Annotated in this window: 21 protein-coding genes; 8 read left to right on the plus strand and 13 right to left on the minus strand. The window is 55.8% G+C overall.

All coding sequences use genetic code 11. The features are described 5' to 3' along the window. Positions 1–263: 263 nt before the first annotated feature. A complete protein-coding gene (locus FCN45_RS02630) occupies positions 264–2,648 on the plus strand; it encodes a beta-N-acetylhexosaminidase (protein ID WP_137385075.1) in 2,385 nt (794 codons plus the stop codon). Positions 2,649–2,801: 153 nt separating this feature from the next. Here FCN45_RS02630 and ridA read toward each other — a convergent pair whose 3' ends face one another. The 4 genes from ridA to argF form a co-directional block, all read right to left on the minus strand. After that, complete coding sequence (gene ridA / locus FCN45_RS02635) at positions 2,802–3,188, minus strand: 2-iminobutanoate/2-iminopropanoate deaminase (RefSeq protein ID WP_137385076.1); 387 nt, start codon at positions 3,186–3,188, stop codon at positions 2,802–2,804. 78 nt (positions 3,189–3,266) lie between these two features. After that, positions 3,267–3,731: an aspartate carbamoyltransferase regulatory subunit gene (gene pyrI, locus FCN45_RS02640; protein ID WP_007886734.1), complete on the minus strand. Its 465-nt coding sequence runs from the start codon at positions 3,729–3,731 to the stop codon at positions 3,267–3,269. A gap of 10 nt (positions 3,732–3,741) precedes the next feature. Beyond that, positions 3,742–4,677 carry an aspartate carbamoyltransferase gene (gene pyrB, locus FCN45_RS02645; RefSeq protein ID WP_137385077.1) on the minus strand — a complete coding sequence of 312 codons (936 nt, stop codon included), beginning with the start codon at positions 4,675–4,677 and terminating at the stop codon, positions 3,742–3,744. A 243-nt stretch (positions 4,678–4,920) separates the two neighbouring features. After that, a complete protein-coding gene (gene argF / locus FCN45_RS02650) occupies positions 4,921–5,928 on the minus strand; it encodes an ornithine carbamoyltransferase (protein WP_137385078.1) in 1,008 nt (335 codons plus the stop codon). Positions 5,929–6,089: 161 nt separating this feature from the next. Here argF and rraB point away from each other — a divergent pair, with 161 nt between their 5' ends. Continuing rightward, positions 6,090–6,512 carry a ribonuclease E inhibitor RraB gene (rraB, locus tag FCN45_RS02655; protein WP_008104254.1) on the plus strand — a complete coding sequence of 141 codons (423 nt, stop codon included), beginning with the start codon at positions 6,090–6,092 and terminating at the stop codon, positions 6,510–6,512. Positions 6,513–6,572: 60 nt separating this feature from the next. Continuing rightward, a complete protein-coding gene (locus FCN45_RS02660; protein ID WP_101762230.1) occupies positions 6,573–7,334 on the plus strand; it encodes a tRNA-(ms[2]io[6]A)-hydroxylase in 762 nt (253 codons plus the stop codon). A 183-nt stretch (positions 7,335–7,517) separates the two neighbouring features. Here the strand turns inward: FCN45_RS02660 and FCN45_RS02670 are convergent, their stop codons facing one another. The 4 genes from FCN45_RS02670 to pepA form a co-directional block, all read right to left on the minus strand. Beyond that, positions 7,518–8,021 (minus strand): GNAT family N-acetyltransferase, encoded by a 504-nt coding sequence (locus tag FCN45_RS02670; RefSeq protein WP_137386840.1) that lies wholly within the window; start codon positions 8,019–8,021, stop codon positions 7,518–7,520. Positions 8,022–8,087: 66 nt separating this feature from the next. Beyond that, complete coding sequence (locus tag FCN45_RS02675) at positions 8,088–10,943, minus strand: valine--tRNA ligase (RefSeq protein WP_137385079.1); 2,856 nt, start codon at positions 10,941–10,943, stop codon at positions 8,088–8,090. 2 nt (positions 10,944–10,945) lie between these two features. Continuing rightward, positions 10,946–11,407, minus strand: coding sequence for a DNA polymerase III subunit chi (locus FCN45_RS02680; RefSeq protein WP_061718226.1), 462 nt, complete (start codon positions 11,405–11,407; stop codon positions 10,946–10,948). A gap of 174 nt (positions 11,408–11,581) precedes the next feature. Beyond that, entirely contained in the window at positions 11,582–13,093 is a 1,512-nt protein-coding gene (gene pepA / locus FCN45_RS02690) for a leucyl aminopeptidase (RefSeq protein ID WP_101762227.1), read from the minus strand. Positions 13,094–13,362: 269 nt separating this feature from the next. Between pepA and lptF the strand changes: the two genes are divergently transcribed. Together lptF and lptG are read left to right on the plus strand one after the other, a co-directional pair. Next, the gene (gene lptF / locus FCN45_RS02695) at positions 13,363–14,463 is read left to right on the plus strand and encodes an LPS export ABC transporter permease LptF (RefSeq protein WP_110868051.1); all 1,101 of its coding nucleotides are present in this window, start codon (positions 13,363–13,365) and stop codon (positions 14,461–14,463) included. Next, the gene (lptG, locus tag FCN45_RS02700; RefSeq protein ID WP_137385080.1) at positions 14,463–15,539 is read left to right on the plus strand and encodes an LPS export ABC transporter permease LptG; all 1,077 of its coding nucleotides are present in this window, start codon (positions 14,463–14,465) and stop codon (positions 15,537–15,539) included. The genes lptF and lptG overlap by 1 nt, the downstream gene beginning before the upstream one ends. Before the next feature lie 32 nt (positions 15,540–15,571). Here the strand turns inward: lptG and FCN45_RS02705 are convergent, their stop codons facing one another. The 3 genes from FCN45_RS02705 to FCN45_RS02715 form a co-directional block, all read right to left on the minus strand. Next, on the minus strand, positions 15,572–16,849 hold the full coding sequence (locus FCN45_RS02705; RefSeq protein ID WP_137385081.1) for a DUF445 domain-containing protein: 1,278 nt from the start codon (positions 16,847–16,849) through the stop codon (positions 15,572–15,574). A gap of 80 nt (positions 16,850–16,929) precedes the next feature. Next, entirely contained in the window at positions 16,930–18,432 is a 1,503-nt protein-coding gene (locus tag FCN45_RS02710; protein ID WP_137385082.1) for a helicase HerA-like C-terminal domain-containing protein, read from the minus strand. 320 nt (positions 18,433–18,752) lie between these two features. Further along, positions 18,753–20,321, minus strand: a complete 1,569-nt coding sequence (locus FCN45_RS02715) for an ABC transporter substrate-binding protein (protein ID WP_137385083.1) — start codon at positions 20,319–20,321, stop codon at positions 18,753–18,755. Positions 20,322–20,853: 532 nt separating this feature from the next. Here FCN45_RS02715 and FCN45_RS02720 point away from each other — a divergent pair. Genes FCN45_RS02720 through FCN45_RS02730 form a run of 3 tightly spaced genes read left to right on the plus strand, consistent with a single transcriptional unit; the run spans position 20,854 to position 24,653 of the window. Beyond that, positions 20,854–21,585: a gluconate 2-dehydrogenase subunit 3 family protein gene (locus FCN45_RS02720; protein WP_110868049.1), complete on the plus strand. Its 732-nt coding sequence runs from the start codon at positions 20,854–20,856 to the stop codon at positions 21,583–21,585. A gap of 37 nt (positions 21,586–21,622) precedes the next feature. Continuing rightward, positions 21,623–23,392 carry a GMC family oxidoreductase gene (locus FCN45_RS02725; RefSeq protein ID WP_110868048.1) on the plus strand — a complete coding sequence of 590 codons (1,770 nt, stop codon included), beginning with the start codon at positions 21,623–21,625 and terminating at the stop codon, positions 23,390–23,392. A gap of 4 nt (positions 23,393–23,396) precedes the next feature. Further along, entirely contained in the window at positions 23,397–24,653 is a 1,257-nt protein-coding gene (locus FCN45_RS02730) for a cytochrome c (protein WP_137385084.1), read from the plus strand. 90 nt (positions 24,654–24,743) lie between these two features. On the opposite strand, the gene FCN45_RS02735 is transcribed toward FCN45_RS02730, so the two are convergent. Continuing rightward, the gene (locus tag FCN45_RS02735) at positions 24,744–25,421 is read right to left on the minus strand and encodes a MarC family NAAT transporter (RefSeq protein ID WP_110868046.1); all 678 of its coding nucleotides are present in this window, start codon (positions 25,419–25,421) and stop codon (positions 24,744–24,746) included. A 133-nt stretch (positions 25,422–25,554) separates the two neighbouring features. Continuing rightward, positions 25,555–26,190, minus strand: coding sequence for a hypothetical protein (locus tag FCN45_RS02740; protein ID WP_137385085.1), 636 nt, complete (start codon positions 26,188–26,190; stop codon positions 25,555–25,557). Between the last annotated feature and the right edge of the window lie 13 nt (positions 26,191–26,203).

Below are 26,203 nucleotides of genomic sequence, written 5' to 3' on the forward strand. Positions count from 1 at the left end.
TTCTTCTCCATGAAACTATATGTAGATAATTTTAAGGAGTTTAATCGCTATATGTGGTGTTTGCGCTGAGATTAATCGCCCCCGCTTTGACCTACAGCAAAGAAGCCACAACCAGGAATGAAAGCCGTGCAATGGTGACGACGGCGTTAAAAGTTTTAACCTGCCTTGATTTCAGTCCGTCGCCACTTGCTTTGCAAAGCGAAACAGGTTTAATGGGCCTTTTGCCCATTTTGGTCCGTTGTTTCATTTACAAGGATGCCCAGATGTCATTGCAAAGAACTCTGCTTGCCTGTTGTTTATCCATGACTTTTTCCGCCTTCGCCGCGCCGGCCGGAGATTTACCGCTGATGCCGTGGCCACAGAGCGTTGTGCAGCCAGGCGGCGGCGGGGCGTATGCGTTAACACCTCAGCTCACGTTGCATATCTCGGGCGATCATCTGGAAGGTGCTGAATCGCGCTGGCGCGCGCGCATTGCGCGGCAAACCGGCTGGCCGCTGCTGCCGACCAGCGCATCCAGCGATCATCCCAGCATTCAGGTGCAAATCGCGCAGGCGGTTGATCCGCTTCCCCAGCCAGACAGCGACGAAAGTTATCATCTGCTGGTTAACAGCGATGGCGTCTTGCTGAAAGCCAACACGCGCTTTGGCGCGATGCGCGGCATGGAAACCGTGTTGCAGCTGATTGAAAACACCGAAAATGGCACCGAAATTCCCTACGTCACCATTGACGACAAACCGCGCTTTCCGTGGCGCGGCGTGCTGATCGATTCGGCACGCCACTTCCTGCCAATTGAGGCCGTGAAACGACAAATCGACGGCATCGCCGCCGCGCGTATGAACGTGTTTCACTGGCACTTAACCGACGATCAAGGTTGGCGATTTGCCTCCAGCCACTATCCGCAGCTGCAGGAGAAAGCCAGCGACGGCTTGTACTACACGCAGCAGCAGATGCGCGATGTGGTGCGCTACGCCACGCAGCGCGGCGTACGCGTGGTACCGGAAATCGATCTGCCCGGTCATGCGTCGGCGATAGCAGTAGCGATGCCGGAGTTAATGAGCGCGCCGGGACCGTATCAGATGGAGCGCGGCTGGGGCGTGTTTAAGCCGCTGCTCGATCCCAGCAACGAAGCAGTATTTCGCTTTATCGACACCTTAATGGGCGAAGTGACGGCGATCTTCCCCGATCCCTACATCCACATTGGCGGTGATGAGGTTGATCCAACCCAGTGGAATGATTCCACACGCATTCAGCAGTTTATGCGCGACCACGGTTTAAAGGATACGCATGCGCTGCAAGCCTGGTTTAATCAGCGCGTTGAGAAAATCCTTGAAGCGCATCAGCGCCGCATGATCGGCTGGGATGAGGTTTACCATCCTGATCTGCCTAAAAGCATTCTGATTCAATCGTGGCAAGGACAGGATGCGTTGGGCACGGTGGCGAAAAACGACTTTCGCGGCATTCTCTCCACCGGTTTCTATCTCGATCAGCCGCAAACCGCCGCCTATCACTATCGCAATGAACCCTGGCCGCAGGGGCTTAACGGCGCGGATCAGGTGCAGGCAGGTGAGCAGGCGCAGAGCTGGCAATTCACCATGCCGCGTTTGAAAGGCAGCGCGCTGAAAGGCAGCTTTACCCTGATAGAAGGGAAAAACGGCTGGCGCGGCTTTATCGATTTCAGCGGCAAAGCGCGTCGCATGGTCAGTGATATCCGCTGGCTGTCGCCCACACAGCTGACGTTCAGCGTCGATACGTGGATGGGGCCATTCCAGCCGATGGTGACGCTAACGCAAGACAAGCTGACCGGTTATATGCTGGTGGGCAATGTGCGCTATCCCGCAGAAGGCAGCAAGTTGCCGCAGGTGCCAACCGGCATTGCGCCATCGCTGCCGACGCCGCAACAGATGCAGAACAACCTGATCGGCGGCGAAGCGGCGCTGTGGGCGGAGAATGTTAACAGCCGGGTAATCGATACACGCCTGTGGCCGCGCGCCTTTGTGGTGGCGGAGCGGTTATGGTCGGCGCAGGATGTCACCGACAGCGATAACATGTATCAGCGCCTGAGCGCGGTGGATCGCTGGGGCACTGTTTCAGTCGGCTTGCAGCAGCATCAGCAGGCTGAAGTGCAGATGATGCGACTGGCGAACAGCAGCGACATCACGCCGCTGCGCATATTGGCCGAAGTGCTGGAGCCAGCGCAGTACTACACGCGCCAGCATCTGAAATTTCAGGCGGGACATTACGACTACTTTGAACCGCTCAATCGTTTGGCGGATGTGTTGCCTGCCGAGAGCAACGCGGTGCGTGTGCTGGATAAGCAGGTGGATCGCTTGATCGCCAATCGCGCCGATCATGCGGCGGCGCATGCCATCCGTCAGCAATTGCAGCGCTGGCAGAACAACAGCGATGCGGTGATGCCGCTGATTTTGGGCAGCTATCAGCTCAAGCCGCTGCAGCAGCAAGTACAGCAAGTAGCAGAGTTGAGCCGAATGGGACTGGATTTGGTCAATGCGCTGGAACGTAATCAGGCGTATGGCGCAGGTGAGGTGGCGCAGATGCATTCACAACTGGATGCGGCAGCGCAGGTACAGGATGAGACAGTGCTGGCGCTGGTGCGGCCGCTGGAGAAGTTGTTGCGATCGTTTAAATAGGGGGATGTGCGGGCTGTCCCCCTCCTCGGTCCTCCCCCATAAATGGGGGAGGAAGAGGCTGCCATATGTCAGTGATGAAGCTGCATGTGGCAGCATCTCCTTCCCCCGCTTGCGGGGGAAGGCCGGGATGGGGGACAGCCAGCACTAACCAAATCAACGACGTACCGCAATCGCCTCGATCTCAATCTTCACATCTTTCGGCAGGCGCGCCACTTCCACGCACGAACGCGCCGGGAAGCTGGCGTTGTGCTCGGTGAAGAACGCTTCATAGGTCGCGTTCACGGTGGCGAAGTCATTCAAATCCTTCACAAACACGGTGGTTTTCACGATATCGCCCACTTTCAGGCCGGCGGCTTCGACAATCGCCTTCACATTTTCCAGTGATTGACGTGCCTGCGCGGAGACATCGTCGGCAACGGCGCCGGTGACCGGATCAACCGGGATCTGGCCTGAAGTGATGATCATGCTGCCGAGATCCACGCCCTGCACGTAAGGGCCAATCGCTGCGGGTGCGTTTGAAGTACTGATTTCGCGAGACATTGTTTCTCCTTGAAAGTGCGCGGCCGACCGATGTCCGCCGCGAAATGAATCGTCCCATTATAGGGACGACGCGGGCGATTACCAGTGACCGAGCACCACGTGGCGCGCGAACTCTTTCTCGCAATATTTGCACTTCAGATGCACATCATCTTCGCGCTTTTTCACCGCAAAACTGGTGAACACCGGCTCGTTACGGCTGATACAGTTGCTGTTCGGGCAGGTCAGCACGCGGTCAATACGATCCGGCAAGGTGGGGGCGATCTTCGCCACCACTTCGTATTCGTCAATGCGGTTTACCGTGGCGAGCGGCGCATACACCGCCAACTGATTGATCTGATCGTCGGTCAGGAAGGTATTTTCGATCTTGATCAGATCTTTACGGCCCATCTCGCCCGACGGCAAGTTGAGGCCGATAGTGATGCGCTGATCGGTTTCGGTCAGACGAAACAGCGACAGTAACTTAAAGCCGACCTGCGCCGGGATATGGTCAATCACCGTGCCGCGTTTGATGGCTTCAACCTGCAATTTATTATCGTGAGTCATCGCTTTCTCCTTACAGTGCCAGTTCGCGATTCAGTACCAGCGCCAGCAGCGCCTGGCGAGCGAAGATGCCATTTCCAGCCTGCTGAAAATACCAGGCGTGCGGCGTGCTATCCACGTCGGTGGTGATCTCGTCGATACGCGGCAGCGGATGCAGCACTTTCATGTTGTCGCGCGCGCCGGCTAAATCAGCGGCACGCAGAATGAACTGTGCTTTAACGTTGGCGTATTCCGACGGATCGAGGCGCTCTTTCTGCACGCGCGTCATATACAGAATATCGAGTTCTGGCATCACTTCTTCGATGGTGTCGTGGCGTGACCAGGCAATGTTCTGCTCATCCAGCATATCGGTGATGTACGCAGGCATCGCCAGCGCATCCGGCGCGATAAAGAAGAAGCGGTTGCCATCAAACTTCGCCAGCGCCTGCGTCAGTGAATGCACGGTGCGGCCATATTTCAGGTCGCCGACCATTGCCACATTCAGGTTATCCAGGCGATTTTGCGTTTCGCGGATGGTGAAGAGATCGAGCAGCGTTTGCGTTGGATGCTGGTTGGCGCCATCACCGGCGTTGAGGATTGGAATGCCGCCGGAGAATTCCGTCGCCAGACGCGCGGCGCCTTCCTGCGGATGACGCATCACGATGGCATCAACGTAAGTCCCAATCACCGAAATGGTATCGGCGAGGGTTTCGCCTTTCTTGCCGAGCGAGGTGTTGCTACCGTCGGCGAAGCCTACCACTGACGCGCCGAGACGATGCATCGCGGTTTCAAACGACAAACGCGTACGCGTTGAAGCCTCAAAGAAGCAGCTGGCGATCACATTGTGTTTCAGCAGCTCCGGCTGGGGATTGGCTTTCAGCTGGGCAGCGGTATGCAGCACCAGCTCCAGCTCGTCGCGGTTGAGATCGTTGATGGAAATAATGTGCTTGCGGTATAGCGGGTTGGCCATAGCGTTCTCCTCTGCGCTGCCGGATTGCGGACAAAAAAAAGCCCCTGCTTAAGGGGCTTTTTTTACGATCGATTGATGACGGAAAGAAACAGATGCGCCGCCCGCTGTCAGGCGTCGTTGAGCGTCAAATTGTGCGCTGCGCTGTTGCATGTTTCCTCCGGCAAATTGGGCCGCATTATACGCATTCACTGATTTGCATCAAGCAAATATCGCGCGCGAGGTAAACGTTTGCGGCTCCACCAATCATAGCTTGCCGAGCGTCGCGACCATCACCGCTTTAATGGTGTGCATGCGGTTTTCAGCCTGATCGAACACGATGCTGTGCGCAGATTCAAACACCTCATTACTCACTTCCATGCCATCGTGCAAACCGTGCTGCTCGGCCATTTGACGGCCCAGCGTGGTTTTGTCGTCATGGAAGGCCGGTAAGCAGTGCAGGAACTTCACCTGCGGATTGCCGGTCAGCGCCAGCATCGCGCTATTAACCTGATAAGGACGCAGCAGGGCGATGCGATCTTCCCACACCGATTTGGCTTCGCCCATCGACACCCACACATCCGTGTAGATGAAGTCGGCACCTTGCACGCCTTCGGCTATATCTTCAGTCAGGGTGATTTTGCCACCGGTTTGCTGTGCGGCCACGCGGCACTGCTCCACCAGTTCCGCTTCCGGCCAGCAGCCTTTTGGCGCCACCAGACGCAGATCGAGGCCGACCAGCGCAGCGGCTTCCAGCATGCTGTTGCCCATGTTGTTGCGTGCATCGCCGACGTAAACCAGCGTCATTTCATTCAGCGATTTACCCGGCAGATGTTCCTGCATTGTCAGCAGATCGGCCAGCAGTTGCGTGGGATGGAATTCGGTGGTCAGGCCGTTCCACACTGGCACGCCAGCGAATTCCGCTAAGGTTTCCACCAGTTCCTGGCCGTAGCCGCGATACTGAATACCGTCATACATGCGTCCCAGCACGCGCGCGGTGTCTTTCATCGACTCTTTATGGCCGATTTGGCTGCCGCTTGGGCCGAGATAGGTGACGTTAGCGCCCTGATCGTAAGCGGCAACTTCGAAAGAGCATCGGGTACGAGTCGAGTCTTTTTCGAAGATGAGCGCGATGTTTTTGCCTTTCAGGTACTGCGTTTCGCTGGCATTTTTCTTTGCGTGTTTTAATTCACCTGCCAGACTCAGCAGAGAATCGATTTCGGCTGGGGTGAAATCCAGCAATCTCAGGAAATGTCTTTGATGTAGCTGACTCATACAGCGCTCCGGATGACTACATTAAATGAATTAAAATTCAATTTAACCGTATGAATATGCATTTTCAACCCTGGCGTTAAGAAACTTGTTGTTTTGTGTAGTGGCGCGCGAGGCAGTGTGGGAAAATAATTGAATTCAGCCGAATATTTGAGGACACACCCATGGCATATGAAGCATTGCTGGAAGAACAGCGCGAAGAGACGCGACTGATCATTGAAGAGTTGCTGGAAGACGGCAGCGATCCAGATGCGCTTTACACTATTGAGCATCATCTCTCCTGCAACAACTTCGACTCGCTGGAGAAGGTCGCGGTTGATGCCTTCAAGCTGGGCTACGAAGTGAGCGAGCCAGAAGAGCTGGAGCTGGAAGACGGCACCACCGTAATGTGTGTGGATATCCTGAGCGAAGGCGCGTTGAAGCCAGAGCTGATTGATGCGCAGGTTGAGCAACTGGTGAATCTGGCGGGCAGCTACAACGTCGATTACGACGGGTGGGGCACCTACTTTGAAGATCCTGATGCCGAAGATGAAGACGACGATGGCGAGTTCATCGACGACGAAGAAGACAACGGTGTGCGTCACTAAGCATTAATGGGCGGCACTCGCCGCCCTGAACACGTTTCCCCGTAAGACAAAAGACTGCCCATGAATTACGCTCCGCTATTAGAACCGATCTATCAATTCCTGCATTGCCGCACGCCACAAGCGTGGATTGATGAAGCGCGCAAGCCGGAAAATCTGACGTTGCTGCTCACCGATCACATGGTTTGTGAATTGAAAGCCGCGCAAACCGCGGTGTTCATCATCCGTAAATACGTGGCGGATAAGCCAAGTGGTGATGCCATTCTGGCGTGGCTCAAGCCGTATGAAGATTTTATCTACCGCGACGAGCAGGACGGTAACTTTATCAATGCCCACAAGAATCTGACCAAAAGCATTATCGTGCGCAATGAGCTGCCGTGGGCCGATGATTTGGTGGAGATGATGGTGCTGCTGGTGAAAGAGGAGCTGCACCACTTCTATCAGGTGTGGGAAATCATGCAGTCGCGCGGTTTGCCGTATCGCAAAATCACTGCCAGCCGCTATGCCAAAGGTTTGATTCGCGAGATTCGCACATACGAGCCGGAAGCGCTGGTGGATAAGCTGATTTGCGGGGCGTACATCGAAGCGCGATCCTGCGAACGTTTCGCCAGCCTGGCGCCGTATCTGGATGAGCAACTGGAGAAGTTCTATATTTCGCTGCTGCGCTCGGAAGCGCGTCACTATCAGGATTACCTGAAGCTGGCGCAGCAGATTTCGCCGAAGGAGATTGCGCCGCGCGTGCAGGTGTTTGGCGAGGCAGAAGCGCGCTTAATCAGCGAGCCGGATGGCGAACTGCGGTTTCATAGTGGGGTGCCGGCGGTTTAGGTTTGTGCCCGCTGTCCCCCTCCTCGATCCTCCCCCATAAATGGGGGAGGAAGATGCTGCCACATGCCAGTGATGAAGCTGCATGTGGCAGCATCTCCTTCCCCCGCTTGCGGGGGAAGGCAGGGATGGGGGACAGCGAGCACACACAGCGAGCACACACAGCGAGCACACACAGCCAGCAAATCACAACACCTTCAGCATCCGCACTTCACAATCCACATGCCCGGTACAACCCATCGCGCTATCAATCAGCTCGAACCCCAGCGACTCATACAACTTAATCGCACGCGTCAAACTGCCGGTGGTTTCCAGATAGCAGCGCTGAAAGCCCTGCTGACGGGCGAATTCCATGGCACGTAGCGCCAGATCGCGCGCCAGACCTAAGCCGCGCACCTGCGGCAGGAAATACATTTTCTGCAGCTCACAGATATCCGGCGCGCTACAGGCCAGCGGTGCAACGCCGCCGCCGCCCACCACCACACCATCATGTTCCACAATCCAGTAAGCGCTGTTGGCTTCGCTATAGAGTTCGAACAGGCGATCGAGATGGGGATCGGACACGGTGTAGCCTTTATCCGCCGTCAGGCCAAATTCGGCTGACACATCACGGATCACCTGTGCAATCAGCGGGTTATCGGCGGCTGTAATGGGGCGCACCTTTAAATTGATGGGAGCGTCGGTGGTCATCATTATCTTCCGGTATAAAAAAGCCGGGCAGTGCCCGGCTTCGATTAAGCAGTTGGACTGAAGCGCTTACAATGCCGCAATCACGCCCTGCTGTTCAAACAGTTTTGCTTTTGATTGCTCAAGCTCAGCCACGCGCTCACGCTCTTTGGCGACAACCGCTTCCGGCGCACGTGAGACAAAGCCTTCGTTCGCCAGCTTGGTCTGGATCTTCTCGATTTCGACATCAAGTTTCACCAGCTCTTTCGCCAGACGCTCCAGCTCGGCTTCTTTGTTGACCAGATCCGCCATCGGAATCAGCAACTCAGCGCCTTCAACAATCTTGGTGACCGAAACCGGGCCTTTCTCGCCTGCAGGCAGAATGGTCAGGCTTTCCAGACGCGCCAGACGCGACAGGAAGGTGCGGTTCTCTTCGACGCGACGCTGCGCGGCGGCAGAGCAGTCACGCAGCAGCACGTCGAGCGGCTTGCTTGGTGCGATGTTCATCTCAGCACGGATATTACGTACCGCGACGATCGCCTGCTTCATCCACTCGATATCGGCTTGCGCCTCGGCATCCTCTTTCGCCGCGTCATACTGCGGGAACGGCTGCAGCATGATGGTATCGTGATTGATGTTTTTCAGGCCTTTCACACGCTGCCAGATGGTTTCGGTGATGTAAGGAATGATCGGATGCGCCAGACGCAGCAGCGCTTCCAGCACGGTGACCAGCGTATTACGCGTACCGCGCAGTTCCGCTTCGCTACCGCTGGTCATCACCGGCTTGGTCAACTCCAGATACCAGTCACAGAACTGGTTCCAGGTGAAGTCGTACAGAATGTTGGCCGCGATATCAAAGCGATAGTTATCCAGCGCTTCACGATAGGCTTTCACGCTGCGGTTGAACTCGCTCAGAATCCAGCGATCCGCCAGCGACAGCTTCATTTCGCCGCCATTTTGTCCGCAATCCTGCTCTTCGGTATTCATCAGCACGAAGCGGCTGGCGTTCCACAACTTGTTGCAGAAGTTGCGGTAGCCTTCGAGGCGCTTCATATCCCAGTTGATGTCACGACCGGTAGAAGCCAGCGCGGCAAGGGTGAAGCGCAGCGCATCGGTACCTGAAGGCACGATGCCGTCCGGGAACTGCTTTTCGGTACGTTTGCGGATCTTCTCAGCCAGCTGCGGCTGCATCATGTTGCCGGTACGTTTCTCCAGCAGATCTTCCAACGAAATGCCGTCAATCATATCCAGCGGATCGATGACGTTACCTTTCGACTTGGACATCTTCTGGCCTTCTTCATCGCGGATCAAACCGGTCATATAAACGGTTTTGAACGGCACCTGCGGCTTGCCGTTTTCATCTTTGATAAAGTGCATGGTCAGCATGATCATGCGCGCAATCCAGAAGAAGATGATGTCGAAGCCGCTCACCAGCACGCTGGTTGGATGGAAGGTACGCAGCGCTTCGGTATTCTCCGGCCAGCCCAGCGTCGAGAAGGTCCACAGACCGGACGAGAACCAGGTATCCAGCACGTCGTCGTCCTGGCGCAGCGCCACATCGGCAGCCAGATTGTTTTCCTGACGCACTTCGTCCTCGGTGCGGCCAACATAGACGTTGCCGTCGTTGTCGTACCATGCTGGGATGCGGTGTCCCCACCACAGCTGACGTGAAATACACCAATCCTGAATGTCACGCATCCATGAGAAGTACATGTTTTCGTACTGCTTCGGCACGAACTGGATATCGCCGTTTTCTACCGCTTCAACCGCGACTTTCGCCAGCGGTGCGGTGCGCACATACCATTGGTCGGTCAGCATTGGCTCGATGACCACGCCGCCGCGATCGCCGTAAGGCACGGTGAGGTCGTGCGGTTTGATCTCTTCCAGCAGGCCAATCTCATCAATGGCGGCAACCATCGCTTTACGCGCGGCGAAACGCTCCATTTTCTGGAACTGTGCCGGGATGTCGTCTGCGCACGCGTCGCTAACTTCGCCATTGGTGTCGAACACTTCCGCGCGCTCGCGGATGTCGCCATCAAAGGTCAGAATGTTGATCATCGGCAGCTTATGACGACGACCCACTTCGTAGTCGTTGAAGTCATGCGCAGGCGTGATCTTCACGCAGCCGGTGCCTTTTTCCATATCAGCGTGTTCATCGCCAACGATCGGAATACGACGGTTCACCAGCGGCAGGATCAGCTCTTTTCCGATCAGATCTTTATAACGCGGATCTTCCGGGTTAACCGCGACGCCGGTATCGCCCAGCAGGGTTTCCGGACGCGTAGTCGCCACCACCAGATAATCTTTGCCTTCAGCGGTTTTCACGCCATCAGCCAGCGGATAGCGGATGTGCCACATCGAGCCTTTGCTCTCGCGATTTTCCACTTCCAGATCGGAGATTGCGGTACGCAGTTTTGGATCCCAGTTTACCAGGCGTTTGCCACGGTAAATCAGGTTCTCTTTGTACAGGCGGACAAACACTTCGCGCACTGCGTTGGACAGACCTTCGTCCATGGTGAAGCGCTCGCGATCCCAGTCAACCGAATTGCCGAGACGACGCATCTGGCGAGTAATGGTGCCGCCGGATTCCGCTTTCCACTGCCAGATTTTGTCGATGAACGCATCGCGGCCATAATCCTGGCGCGTTTTGCCCTCTTCAGCGGCGATTTTGCGTTCTACCACCATCTGCGTGGCGATACCGGCGTGATCGGTACCGGCCTGCCACAAGGTATTTTTACCCTGCATGCGCTGGTAGCGAATCATGGTATCCATGATGGTCTGCTGGAAAGCGTGACCCATATGCAAGCTGCCGGTGACGTTCGGCGGCGGGATCATGATGCAAAAGCTTTCCTGGCTGGTATCGCCATTCGGTTTAAAGTAGCCCTGCTGTTCCCAGTGCTCGTAGAGCGGCTGCTCGATATCTTGCGGGTTATATGTCTTTTCCATTTCTACACTGTCGTTTGCGGCGAGGGTGGCGTCGCCGTATTCAATTGGAAACCAACGCTGCGATAGGCTTTGTAGCGATCGCGCGCCAGTTGTTTTAGAGATTCTTCATAAGGAACGAAGTCTATCACTTCATGGAAACCAGTAGCAAAATCTGCGAACTGTGGCAGAAGGCTGATCAGCAGATCGCGCGGTGAACTACCGCGACGCTGTGGCCAGGCCAGCTCAACCGGAGCGCCGTAGCGCGGGCCTTCTCCCGCCAGGTTGTGCGGCACAAAGGCGTTTGCCGGAAGTTGCCAGAGCGCTTCATCCAGCCGATTGGCTTGTTCTTCGTTTTCGCAGGCAATCAGGATGCGTTTGCCGTCACGCCAGCGTGTTTCGGCAAGAGAGCACACCAACGCTTCGATGGCGGTTAGGCCGTCGTCGGCGCTCTCAGACTCCATCACATAGAAAGTGGCGTTTTTCATGGGAACCTTTGGATGAGAGGGGGGGGGCTTGGTGCTTGCTGTCCCCCACCTCGGTCCTCCCCCACAAGTGGGGGAGGAAGATGCTGCCCTATGTTAGTTGTGAATTCGCATGTAGCAGCGTCTCCTTCCCCCACTTGTGGGGGAAGGCCGGGATGGGGGACAGCCATCACCAAATCAATCGTCGCCGTTCAACCCTGCGCGATTTAGCAGGAACTGCGACAGCAGCGGTACCGGACGGCCGGTTGCGCCTTTGGCTTTACCGGAACGCCATGCGGTACCGGCGATATCCAGGTGCGCCCAGTTAAACTTACGCGCAAAGCGCGCGAGGAAGCAGGCGGCGGTAATCGCACCGCCAGGACGGCCGCCAATGTTCGCCATATCAGCAAAGTTGGATTCCAGCTGCTCCTGATACTCATCCGCCATCGGCAGACGCCAGGCGCGGTCGCCGGACTGCTCAGATGCGCTGATCAGCTCGTGCGCCAGCGGATTGTGGTTCGACATCAAACCGCTAACGTGATGACCCAGCGCAATCACGCAGGCGCCGGTCAGTGTGGCCACGTCAATCACCACTTCTGGCTCGAAGCGTTCAACGTAGGTCAGCGCATCGCACAGCACCAGACGGCCTTCGGCATCGGTATTCAGCACTTCAACGGTTTGACCTGACATAGTGGTCAGCACGTCGCCCGGACGCATCGATTTGCCATCAGGCATGTTTTCACAGCCCACCAGCACGCCCACCACGTTCAGCGGTAAATTCAGTTCCGCCACCATGCGCATCACGCCGTAAACGGACGCCGCACCGCACATGTCGTACTTCATCTCATCCATGGAATCGGCGGGTTTGATCGAGATACCGCCGGAATCAAAGGTTAAGCCTTTACCCACTAGCACGATGGGGCGCGCTTCCGGATCGTGATTGCCTTTGTACTCAATCACCGACATCAGCGATTCATTGTGCGAACCTGCGCCGACCGCCAGATAGGCGTTCATCCCCAACTCTTTCATCTGCTGTTCGCCGATGACGCGGGTGGTGACATTTTTGCTGTACGCATCCGCCAGCTGACGCGCCTGCGACGCCAGATACGCGGCGTTACAAATATTTGGCGGCATATTGCTGAGATCTTTGGCGGCTTTCACACCGGCAGCCACGGCCAAACCGTGCTGAATGGCACGCTCGCCGCTGGTAAGTTCACGGCGGGTCGGCACGTTGAACACCAGTTTACGCAGCGGACGGCGCGGCTCGACTTTGTTGCTTTTCAGCTGATCAAAGTTGTAGAGCGCTTCTTTAGAGGTTTCGACCGCCTGACGCACTTTCCAGTAAGTATTGCGACCTTTAACGTGCAGTTCAGTCAGGAAGCACACCGCTTCCATTGAGCCGGTGTCGTTCAAAGTATTGATTGTCTTCTGAATGACCTGCTTATACTGGCGCTCATCAAGCTCGCGCTCTTTACCGCAGCCGATCAGCAGGATGCGTTCGGAGAGGATATTCGGCACATGGTGCAGCAGTAGCGTTTGGCCCACTTTTCCTTCCAGTTCACCGCGGCGCAGCAGGGCGCTGATGTAGCCATCGCTGATTTTATCCAGCTGCTCAGCAATGGGTGACAAACGGCGCGGTTCGAAAACGCCAACAACAATGCAGGCGCTACGCTGTTTTTCCGGGCTACCGCTTTTTACACTGAACTCCATGCACTCTCCTGAATCTTAAAGACAACGGCCTTGGCTGTCGTTAGAATGTAGCGCGCTCGTAACTCATTAATTCGTTGCGACGCCATGACAATTCAACGCCGGTAGTCATAATGAGTGGTGGTGACAAGTATGTTGTTTTTTCACCACACTAACGCGTTCGTCATACTATTTTAGCTACGATGACGGCCATTGATGAAGAAAAATGGCTGATAAGCGTTGAAACTAGCGATTTTCCTGCAAAAAGACAAGTTATCACAGGCGTACTAAGCGTGATCATCATTAGATATCTGGTTCGGGAAACGCTCAAAAGCCAGCTGGCTATCCTCTTCATCCTGCTGCTGATCTTCTTTTGTCAGAAGTTAGTGCGGATTTTGGGAGCTGCGGTGGATGGCGAAATCCCAACAAACTTAGTTCTGACATTGTTAGGACTCGGCGTGCCTGAAATGGCACAACTTATCCTGCCCCTAAGCCTGTTTCTGGCGATTTTAATGACCCTTGGGCGGCTGTACACCGAAAGTGAAATCACGGTGATGCATGCCTGCGGCCTGGGCAAAAGTGTGCTGATTAAAGCCGCGATGATCCTGATGCTGTTCACCTCGCTTGTGGCGGCAGTCAACGTCATTTGGTTAGGGCCATGGTCATCACGTTATCAGCAGGAAGTGACGCAAAACGCCAAATCAAACCCAGGCGCGGCGGCGCTGGCGGCTGGGCAGTTCCAGACCTCTAGCGACGGCAATGCGGTGCTGTTTGTTGAAGATGTGAAGGGCAATACCTTCGGCAACGTGTTCCTGGCGCAGCTGCGTCCGAAAGGCAACGCGCGTCCCTCGGTGGTGCTGGCTGATAGCGGCCACATGGAGCAACACAAAGATGGCTCGCAGGTGGTGACGCTGGATAAAGGCACGCGTTTTGAAGGCACCGCCTTGCTGCGTGACTTCCGTATCACGGACTTCGTCAACTATCAGGCGGTGATAGGCTACAAAGAAGCCACGCTCGATCCGAACGATGCCGATCAGGCGGATATTAGCACGCTGCTCAAGACTAAAACCCCGCAGTTCCAGGCGGAGTTGCACTGGCGCTTGACGCTGATCTTTGCCGTACTGGTTATGGCGTTGATGGTGGTGCCGCTTAGCGTGGTGAACCCGCGTCAGGGCCGCGTGCTGTCGATGCTGCCTGCCATGCTGCTGTATCTGATCTTCTTCTTACTGCAAAGTTCTCTGCGTTCCAACGCCGCGAAAGGCCGCTTCGATCCGGCCATCTGGATGTGGGTGGTGAACTTCTCCTATCTGGCGCTGGCGGTGCTGCTGAACATGTGGGATACCGTGCCGATGCGTCGCATCCGCGCGCGCTTTAGCCGTGGAGGATCGGTCTGATGTTTAAGGTTCTTGACCGCTATATCGGCAAAACCATCTTTAACACCATCATGCTGACGCTGTTCATGCTGGTGTCGCTGTCGGGCATTATCAAATTCGTCGATCAGCTGCGGAAAACCGGGCAGGGCGCTTATACCGCGCTGGACGCCGGTTATTACACGCTGCTCAGCGTACCGAAAGATATCGAAATCTTCTTCCCGATGGCGGCGCTACTGGGCGCACTGCTCGGTTTGGGCACGCTGGCGCAGCGTAGTGAACTGGTGGTGATGCAGGCATCGGGCTTTACCCGCATGCAGGTGGCACTGGCAGTAATGAAAACCGCGATTCCGCTGGTGCTGTTGACCATGGCGGTGGGCGAATTCGTTGCACCGCAGGGTGAACAGATGGCGCGTAACTATCGTGCGCAGCAGCTGTACGGCGGCTCGCTGGTTTCAACGCAAAACGGCCTGTGGGCGAAGGACGGCAACGACTTCATCTACATCGAGCGCATCAAAGGCGATAACGAGATTGATGGCGTCAGCATCTACAAGTTCAGCGATCAGCGCCGTTTACTCAGCGTACGCTATGCGGCGAGTGCCGCCTGGAATGCGGATAAAAAGGTCTGGGCGCTGTCGCAGGTCGATGAATCGGATCTGCAAGATGCCAAACAAATTACCGGCTCGCAAAGCCTGAGCGGCGAATGGAAAACCAACCTGACGCCTGACAAGCTCGGCGTAGTGGCGCTGGACCCGGACGCGCTCTCGATCACCGGCCTGTATAACTACAGCAAATACCTCAAGCAGAGCGGCCAGGTTGCAGGGCGCTACCAGCTGAATATGTGGAGCAAAATCTTCCAGCCGCTCTCTGTGGCGGTGATGATGCTGATGGCGCTGTCGTTTATCTTTGGTCCGCTGCGAAGCGTATCGATGGGCGTGCGCGTGGTGACGGGGATTAGCTTTGGCTTCCTGTTCTACGTGCTGGACCAGATCTTTGGTCCGCTAAGCCTGGTATACGGTTTGCCGCCGATTCTGGGGGCGATTCTGCCGAGCGGTGCATTCTTCGCCATCAGCTTGTTCCTGCTGATGAAACGCCGCTAAGCCTTGTAAGGTCGCCATTCATGGCGACCTTTTTACTGAATACGCTCGATCCAACCCGGCACCTGCGACAACACATACAAAATCAGCCCAATCGTCCCGCCAACCAGCGTGCCGTTAATGCGGATAAACTGCAGGTCGCTGCCGATATTCAGCTCAATTTGCTGCGACATATCGCGCGCATCCCAGCTTTTCACCGTATCGCTAATATGGCGCGTCAGGAAGGCAGCAAACTCCGGCGCCACGCTGCGTGCGGCATCTTCCAGATGCTGATTCATTGAGGCGCGCAGCGCTTCGTCAGCCGCCAGCGTCTCGCCCAGCCACAGCGCGGCCAGTCTGACGCGCTCCTGCACCCGTGAATCCTCACTATTTAGATCGTCTTTCAGCCAGCCCCGTAAATCCTGCCACAGCTCGCCAATGTAGCGATTGAACGACTCATCTTCCTTCAGCCAGCTCTTGATGTTTTCAGCACGTTCCGCCATTTCAGGATCGCTTTTCAGCCGCTCAATCAGCCGCTGCACCGCGCGGTCGAAGCCCAGGCGCAACTCATGCCCCTGATCGAGCGCGACCTGATCGAGTATCGAATCCACCGCATTAGCAACCAAATCGGCGCTGTGTTCGCCCAGCCATTCGGTTGGCAGCATTTTGGCTTTGATCGGATGTTCGCGCTTGAGCCAGCGCACAATCTGCGCGGCGATAAACTCGCGCGTACCGGGCTTGTGCAGCAAGCGCAGCAGCTGTTGTACCGCCGCATCCAGCAGCTCCTGATGGCGATTATTTTTCGTCAGGCTATCCAGCAGCAGCGCGCTGGATTGGGTGAGATCGACCTTATCCAGCGCGCGATGCACCGCACGGCGCAGAAAGCGCTGAATGCGCTGATCATCGGTGAGATCGAGAAAACCGCGCATCACCTGCAACAGATGACGACCAATGCGATCGGCGTTGCCCGGCGTGTTCAGCCACTGCGCCAGCATCTGCGACGGATCGTGGCGGCGAATCAGCGCCAGCAGCGAATCGGTATCGAGGAATTTCTCCTGCACGAAGCGACCCAGATTCTCGCCAATGCGATCTTTATTGCGCGGAATAATTGCTGTATGACGCGAGATAAACGGCACCGGCACGCGCCGGAACAGCGCCACCACGGCGAACCAGTCGGCTAATGCGCCGACCATCGCCGCTTCTGCGATTGCCTTCAGCCCAAGCACCCAAAAGTTGGCTGGCAGAAACAGCGTCACAATAAAGGTGGCTGCAGCAATCAGCAGCAGTGACAGCGCCAGACGTTTGCTGCGCTTAAGTTGTTGGAATTTATCCATAGTTCCTTAAATACCCTAAATAATTCGAGTTGCAGGAAGACATACAGCTAACGCACCTGCGGCTTGAAGTATGCCGGGTATTAGCGACGGCGGCCGCCAAGAAGGCTTCCTAATACACCTCGAATGATCTGATTGGTGACCTGGCGCGCGGCACTCTTCGCCACGCTCTGCACCACGCCGTCGCGCTTGCCGCCGCGTGGGCCGGTGGTGCCAAACAGAATGTCCTTCAGGCCGCCGAGAATACCGTCATCAACGGCAACCTTGTTGCCTTTGGCTTCCGGCGCATTGGCTTGCTGCGTGGTGGCCTGCACGTCTTTTTGCAGCATTTCGAACGCCGACTCGCGATCGACTTCGCTATCGTATTTACCGTACAGCGGCGAATTGTTGATCAGGCCATTGCGTTCATCCTGCGTAACCGGTCCCATGCGCGAGCCGGGCGCAATCACCATCGCCCGCTGCACCATCGATGGACTGCCTTTTTCATCGAGAAAGGAGATCAGCGCTTCGCCGGTACCGAGCGCCTGAATCGCCTCGACGGTATCAAACGCCGGATTGGCGCGCATGGTTTCGGCGGCACTTTTTACCGCTTTCTGATCTTTTGGGGTAAAGGCGCGGAGCGCATGCTGAACGCGGTTGCCGAGCTGGCCCAGCACGTTATCGGGAATATCAGCGGGATTCTGCGTAACGAAATAGACGCCAACGCCTTTCGAACGGATCAGGCGAATCACCTGCTCAACTTTCTCCAGCAGCACCGGCGGCGCGTCGGTAAACAGCAGATGCGCTTCGTCGAAGAAAAACACCATTTTCGGCTTATCGAGATCGCCGGCTTCGGGCAAGTGCTCATACAGCTCGGCCAGCAGCCACAGCAGGCTGGTGGCGTAGAGTTTCGGCATTTGATAAAGCTTTTCTGCCGAGAGGATGTTGATAAAGCCTTTGCCGTTGCTATCGCAGCGCATCCAGTCGCGAATATCCAGCATCGGCTCGCCAAAGAAGTGCTCGGCACCTTGCTGCTCCAGCGCCAGTAATCCGCGCTGAATCGCCCCAACGGACGCGCTGTTGATGTTGCCGTATTGCGTCTGGAAGGCTTTGGCGTTGTCGCCGATGTATTGCGTCATGGCGCGCAAATCTTTGAAATCCAGCAGCAACAAGCCCTGATCGTCGGCGATGCGGAAGATGATTTGCAGCACGCCCGATTGCACGTCGTTAAGGTTGAGCAGCCGCGCCAGCAGCAGCGGGCCGAGATCGGATACCGTGGCGCGCACCGGATGGCCTTGCTGACCAAAAATATCCCACACCATCACCGGATTTTTCTGCGCCTGCCAGTCGCTGACGCCAATCTTCGCCAGGCGCGCCAGCAGCTTCTCGGATCCTTCGCCTGCGGCGGAAATGCCGGTGAGATCGCCTTTCACATCGGCCATAAACACCGGCACGCCGATATCGGAGAAGGATTCCGCCAGCTTTTGCAGCGTAACGGTTTTGCCGGTGCCGGTAGCGCCGGTGATCAAACCGTGGCGGTTCGCCATGTTGGAGAGAAGATGCAGTTGAACGTCAGGCGTTTGGGCAATCAGTAACGGAGTGGTCATGATTTTTTCGCTCTCAGGCAATAGGTTATGCCAGAAGGATAGCAAGCGGCGCGCGAGGAGGGAGGAGGATTGTGCCGAAAAAGGCGTAATTATGTGCCTGCTGTCCCCCATCCCGGCCTTCCCCCGTGAACGGGGGAAGGAGATGCTGCCACATGCAGCCTCAGCACTGACATATGGCAGCATCTTCCTCCCCCATTTATGGGGGAGGACCGAGGAGGGGGAAAGCGAGCACAATTTTGGTGGGGAGGACCGAGGAGGGGGAATGCGAGCACAATTTTGGTGGGAGGACCGAGGAGGGGGAAAGCGAGCACAATCTAAAACTATTTCTGCACCGTATCAAAAAACAGCAAACTCACACCAATCCCTTGCTGCACATGATTCACGTTATTCCGCACCGCAACCTGCTGCGCGCCCTGCAGCGTCACCACGAACGGTGAGTTCTGCTGCACGGTTTTCTGCAAATCGGTATAGAGCGCACGGCGCTTAACCGCATCGCTTTCACCGGCCGCTGCGCGGGTTTTCGCACTCAGATCCGGAATATCCCAGCCGACGCGCCACGCCAGGGTTTTGGAACCGCCCGGCACGTTATAGGCAAAGGCGCTGGCGTTGGTGTTTGGATCGACATAGTCTGCGCCCCAGTAAATGAAGATCGACTGGAAATCGCGACCGCGCATTTTGCTCCACAACTCCGATTCCGCCACCGGCTGTAACTCAATCTGCACATCCGCTTTGGCGAAGCTGGCCTGCAGCGCCTGCGCCACGTCAATATAGGGCGGCTGATTGATCACCGTCAGCGCAAACTTCGTCCCCGGTTTGATGCCGCCTTTGGCTAAAATCTCTTTGGCTTTCGCCACATCGTAGTGGAACGGCTGATCGTCCAGCGCGCCGTCAAAACCCTGCGGCAGGAAGCTCTGATGAATGCGGTACTGACCTTTCAGCAAATCCTTCGAGAGGGTGTTGTAGTCTACCAACCAGCGCGCGGCTTGCCACAGCGCCGGGTTGCCTAATGCCGGTTGCGCTTTGTCCTTGGTATTGAAACCGAGGTAGTAAACCAGGCTCGATGGGAAGGCTTCAATGCGCAGATTCTTGTCGCTCTTCAGCGCATCAATCTGATCCGGGCCAAGCTGATACGCCACATCAACATCGCCTTGCTGAATCAGCAGACGACGCGCACTGGCATCCGCCACGCCTTTCAGCAGAATGCGTTTCAGCTTCGGCTGCGGATTCGCTTGTTGGTTGGCGCTCAGCACCAGCGCCTGCTGCGGCACATATTGCTGAAGGATAAATGCGCCGCTGCCGGCGGAATGGGTATGCAGCCAGCCGTTGCCGAGATCGTTATTAGCGACGTGTTGCTGCACGGTTTTGCTATCCACCACCGAGGCCACCGGCGCGGTCAGCAGGCGCAGCGCCAGGTTCTGACCAATCTGCGCTGGCCACTGAATCTCCAGCTGATGGTCATTCAGCACTTTGAACTGGCTGGCGATGTTTTCATTGGTCCAGCCAAATTCGGCGAGGATGAAAGAGGGCGCTTTGTTCAGCTGCACCGCGCGCGTCAGTGAGAAGATCACATCCTGCGCCGTCACCGGATTGCCGCTGGAGAAGTGTGCCTTGGGTTTGATGTTGAACACTAAGCTGTGCGGCGTGCTGCCCTGTTGCCAGTGGGTGGCCAACAGCGGTGCCAGCTTCTGCGGATCATGACGATCCGCCTCCACTAATGTTTGGTAGATGTTGCGCTGCACGCTGTTACTGACGGTTTCAAAGCTTTCAGCGGGATCGAAGCTAATAATGCCGTCGAGCGGGACGGCGACGACAAGGGTATCTTTCGGTGTGGCGGCGTGCAGTGCAAAACTGCTGCCCCATAAAGCGACGAGCAAAATCAGTGAGCGCATTATTATTGTCCTGAGTGATAGATAAATTCACTCTATCTCTGCCGTCGCTTTGGCAAAATGCCGGTTTGTTCTGAGCTGTGCCGGAATATTACAATTGATTACCTGGGGGAATTATTGCGTTTATTTTGTGCGCGACTTGTCATTTCCGCTAAATAGATCGTTCATCTGCTGGTCAATAAAGTAAATAAGATGTTATAAATGAGAATAATTCTCTGGTATGGAAGTATGATTTTTTTTCATTGATTCATTTCTGCGATTATTTCTTTTCGCGATAATCCCTGGTCAAATGCCCACTGATTCGTGCCACTTTCCCATCAAATGTACGGTTAAACCCTGTTTTTTCGCCTCGAAAGCCTTTTACCATGCCTTAACCTAAATTCAACATGATGACTGAATTTCATCAAAACACATCCATAATTGAATTTTTACATTCTGAAATACCTATATCCCTAAGATTGCCAGGTTATTTACCGATTTATAAAGCTATTAACAAAAATAATTATCTTTCTTAGCAAGTGAGAGTCGTCGCGCCATGCTTCTAAATAAACCGACCACCAGACGTAAGTTTTTACTTGGGTCGCTTTTGGCTTTGCCACTAAGTGACCTGGTATTTAAGGGATTAACTGCGGCGCAAGCTGCGGAAATGGCAGCACCCGAGCTCGCCGACTATAAACCGATCTTTTTCAGTGCCGATGAGTGGCAATTTATTCTGGCCGCAACCGATCGCCTGATTCCAGCCGGCGGCAAAGGTAAAGCGCCAGGTGCACTGGAAACCAACGTGCCGATCTTTATCGATCAGCAGCTGCACAGCCCGGAGTTCGGGGCAGAGATCTACATGCAGGGTCCGTTCAACGTGCATGCACCTGCCACCATGGGTTATCAAATCCCGTTCACGCCACAGCAGATGTACCAAACCGGTATCAAGCTGGTGAATCAGTGGACGCAAAGCAACTTCCAGAAACCGTTCCATGAGCTGTCACTGGAAGAGAAAGATGCGGTGCTCACCAAAGTGAACAAAAACGACGGCATTGACTTCGCCGCCCTGGGCGAAGAGAACCTGAAGGCCTCGCAGTTCTTCGGCCAGCTGCTCTCAGATACCAAACATGGCTACCTCGCTGACCCAATGTACGGCGGCAACAAAGGCATGAAAGCCTGGATTGCCATCGGCTTCCCGGGCGCACGCGCCAGCTTTACCGAATGGGTGAAGCAGCACAACGTGCCGTACCCGCTGGGACCGGTCAGCCTCCTGGGTGAAAGCGCGTAAGCACACCCCCGTTTTTGGTATGTGAGACAGGATTAACATGGCACAGATTACAAAGAAAGAAGTCGACGTCGTCGTTTGCGGCCTCGGCTGGGCCGGCTCGTTGATGAGTATTGAACTGGCGATGGCGGGACTCGACGTGCGCGCATTAGAGCGTGGTGGCGAGCGTGATTACCCGGATTTCGCTTATCCGAAACCGGCTGATGAATACGCCTACAACGTGCGTAACAAAGTGTTCGCTACGCCAAAAGAAGTGGCGGTCACGGTGCGTTACAACAGCAGCCAGACGGCGTTGCCGACCCGTAAATGGGGTGCGTTTGCGCCGGGTACCGGCGTGGGCGGCGCGGGCATGCACTGGACGGCGGTGCTGATTCGTCCAACCCCAACCGACCTGAAGTTGAAAACCTACGTCGATGAGGCCTACAAGCCGGGCATCCTGCAGGAAGATATGCGCGTGATGGACTTCCCGTTCACCTGGGAAGAGATCGAGCCGTATTACTACAAGTTTGAGCTGATCTGCGGTCAATCCGGCACCACCGGCAACCTGCGCGGCCAGATTCTGCCGGGCGGCGATCCGTTTGAAGGTCCGCGTTCTGAACCTTATCCGTTGCCTGCACTGGAAGATACGCTGAACAACGTGATGTTCAAAGAGGCGGCCACCAAACTCGGCTATCATCCGTTCCCGAACCCATCTGCGTGCGTATCACGCGCGTGGAAAAACCCGTACGGCAACCAGATCGCACCGTGTAACTACTGCGGCTACTGCTCGAAATATCCGTGCCTCAACTACTCTAAAGCCTCACCACAAACGGCGGTAATGGATGCGTTGAAACGTATGCCGAACTTCTCATACGAAGTGCATGCGGAAGTGGTGAAAGTGGTACTGCATGACGACCAGAAAACTGCCAAGGGCGTGATTTACTACGATGTGGACGGCAACGAAGTGTTCCAGCCGGCGAAGATCGTGGTGCTCTCCAGCTTCCAGCTCTACAACGTACGCCTGATGCTGCTCTCCGGTATCGGCAAGCCGTATAACCCAATCACCGAAGAGGGTGTGGTGGGGCGTAACTACGCGTTCCTGTCGAACGGCGGCGCAACCCTGTTCTTCAAAGACAAAAACTTCAACTCTTACGCCACCGCCGGCGCCACCGGCCAGATGTTCAACGACATCTCGCCAGGCAACTTCGACGGTCCGGGCCTTGGCTTCCTTGGCGGCGCCAAGATCCACAGCTCGCAAGCCACCGGCACGCCAATGGCTGCTGCGCTGCCGAAAGGCACGCCATCGTGGGGCATGGGTTACAAAGAAGGTCTGGAGGAGTGGTACAACCACTCCATGAAGATCAGCATCACCACTACCTGCCAGTCGTATCGCGATATCTATCTGGATCTGGATCCGAATTACACCGACCATCGCGGTCAGCCGTTGCTGCGCATGACGTTCAACTGGAAAGAGAATGAACTGAAGCTGCAACAGCACCTGAAAGGCATCGTCGGCAACATCGCCAAAGAGCTGAACCCAGACAGCATGAGCATGAGCTTCCTGCCAATGGGCGCGGACTTTGACCTCACCAAATACGTTTCGACCCACAACGTGGGCGGCGCGGTGATGGGCGATAACCCGAAAACTTCTGCACTGAACAAGTACCTGCAGAGCTGGGATGTTCATAACGTGTTTGTACCGGGCGGCAACGCCTTCCCGCAAAACTTCCAGGCGAACCCGACCGATACCATCGGCGCGATCACCTTGATGGCGGCACAAGCCATTAAAGAACATTATCTGAAAAATCCCGGTCCACTGGTACAGGCATAAGCGCATGAAATTAAAATCATTGTTAATCGCCAACGCCGTGCTGCTGGGCAGCTTTGCACTGCAGGCACACGCGGAAGATGAAGCTCAATTGATCAAGCAGGGTGAATACCTGTCGCGTCTAGGCGACTGTATGGCGTGCCATACCGTTTCCGGTAAAGGGGATTACGCTGGTGGTTTGGCGATTGAGTCGAATCTCGGCACCATTTACTCCACCAACATCACGCCGGACAAAGAGCACGGCATCGGCAACTACAGCGAGCAGCAGTTCTCCGACGCGGTGCGCAAAGGCGTATTGCCGAACGGGTCGCGTCTCTATCCGGCGATGCCGTACCCGGATTACGCCAAAATCTCCGATGCCGATATGCACGCGCTTTACGTCTATTTCATGAAAGGCGTGAAGCCGAGCAGCGAGCAGCCGCCGGAAACCGATCTGAGCTTCCCGTTCAGCCAGCGCTGGGGCATGCGCTTCTGGAACTGGGCGTTCACCTCTGACAAGCCATTCCAGCCGATTGGCGGCGCGTCAGAAGAGGTTAATCGCGGTGCTTACATCGTGGAAAGCCTGGGTCACTGCGGCAGCTGCCATACGCCACGCGGCCTCGGCATGAACGAGAAAGCGCTGGATAGCGGCGACGATCAGTTCCTTGCCGGTGGCAGCCTGAACAGCTGGGATGTCCCGTCACTGCGCGGTCTGCCGCGCTGGAGCGAGCAGGAGATCGTTGATTACCTGCAAACCGGTCGTAACGATAAGGCAGCAGTGGGCGGTGAGATGAAGTCAGTGATTGAGCACTCCAGCTCGCACATGACCGATGCTGACCTGAAAGCGATTGCCTCCTATCTGAAGTTCCTTGGCGGCAACCCGGCGCTGCAGGCGTATGACGTGAAGAAACAGCAGGCAACCGAAGCGAAACTGACCGCTGCGAAAGGCTTATCGGAAGGTGAGCGTCTGTATATCGACAACTGCGGCGCCTGCCACTTTGTCACCGGTAAAGGTGCGCCGGGGATCTTCCCGGAGCTGGATCAGGCGACCATCGTCAATGCCAGGGATCCTGGTGGTTTGATCCACACCATTCTGGCCGGTGCGCAGCAGCCATCGACCGAGAAAGCACCATCAACGCTGGCAATGCCAGGTTTTGCTAAGCGTCTGGATGATGATCAAGTGGCTAAACTGGCGACCTTCATTCGTCAGGGCTGGAGCAACAGTGCGCCAGCGGTGACGAAAGATCAGGTAGCAGAAGTGCGTAAAACGTTGAAAGGCGAGTAAATCGTTTAAAACTGCGCGATAAACCGCGCCGCTACGGATAGGCGCAAATACCGTAGCGGCGCAATTCATTGCGCGTCATTTAACGTGGTCTCAATGATAATTGTGAATCACTTCTAACACGCCGTTAATCACGAACTGCACGCCCATACACACCAGCAAAAAGCCCATCAGACGTGAAATCGCTTCGATGCCACCTTTACCAACCAGCTTCATGATGGCGCCGGAACTGCGCAGCGAAATCCACAAAATCACCGACACGGCCAAAAACGTCAGCACCGGGGCGACGGCAACCACCCATGCCGGGAAATCTACGCCCGATTTAACCGTCGACGCGGAACTGATGATCATCGCAATGGTGCCCGGTCCCGCGGTGCTCGGCATCGCCAGCGGCACAAATGCGATGTTGACGGTTTCACGGTTGCTGTCGGTCGCATCCAGTTCATCCTGCTTGTGCTCGGCTTCGACCGAATGCCCGACCGGTTTCGCCGGAAATAGCATGCGAAAACCGATAAACGCCACAATCAATCCGCCCGCCATGCGCAGGCCGGGAATGGAAATGCCAAAGGTGTGCAACACCGCGCTGCCGGCATACCACGCCACCATCATGATCAGGAACACGTAGATCGAGGCCTGCATCGCCTGGCGATTACGTTCCTGGAAATTCATCTCTCCGGCCAGGCCGAGAAACAGCGCCACCGTGGTCAGCGGATTGGCGAGCGGCAAAATCACCACCAATCCCAGCCCGATGGCTTTAAACAACTCCAGCATGAAATGTCCCATTTGAAAAATTATTCGATAATCGCACGGCTCGTAGCGGCGCAATGTATTGCGCGTTAAGAGGATGGAGAGTCGGTCAAAACCGCGCGATAAATCGCGCCGCTGCGGTGCGTGCGTTCATTGATTAGTGCTTCGGCGTATCCAGTGCCTCGATCAGCTCAGGGAAGAAATCCTGCAGCAGCTCAGGCGTCATCAATTCGGGATGATTGATTAAATGCTCGCGAATGCGCTCATTCACATCCGGCAGCAGGCGTTGGGCGGCGTCTTGCGCATTGATCTTCTTCTGCTTCATCAGGCGCAGCACGTCATCCGGCAGATTGTCTTCATCTTCAACTTCATCCACACCTTCGAGATCGTCCAGCTCATCCAGCAGATCCATCAACGCTTCAATCTGCGGCGTGCGTGACTGGTATTCGGATGGCTGCTCGTTCTCCAGATAACGCAGCAGCGCGCGCACCGGTGAACCATCGGGTTCGGCAGGCGGTTCGTTGGCGAACCAGGTCAAGAGATCGTGCTGCGTCACCTGATGGACGTGATAACCGTTATCCACCAACTCATCGGCAAGGATATCGGCGGTATCGTGCTCAATCAGGCAAATGTGGGTGCGATTAGGCGTGAACTGCTCCAGCCACTGATAGATCTCTTCAATTACGCTGTCGTCGTAAATAAAGTGTTGGCTGAGATAGCTGTCATCCTGCTGGTGAACGCAGATGTGAATCTGGTCGGGATCGAAGTAAATCGCAATGTTGATGCCTTTCATGTGCGCTGTCCTG

The sequence above is a fragment of the Pantoea sp. SO10 genome, assembly GCF_005281435.1.
In the GTDB taxonomy this organism is placed as follows: Bacteria; Pseudomonadota; Gammaproteobacteria; order Enterobacterales; family Enterobacteriaceae; genus Pantoea; species Pantoea leporis.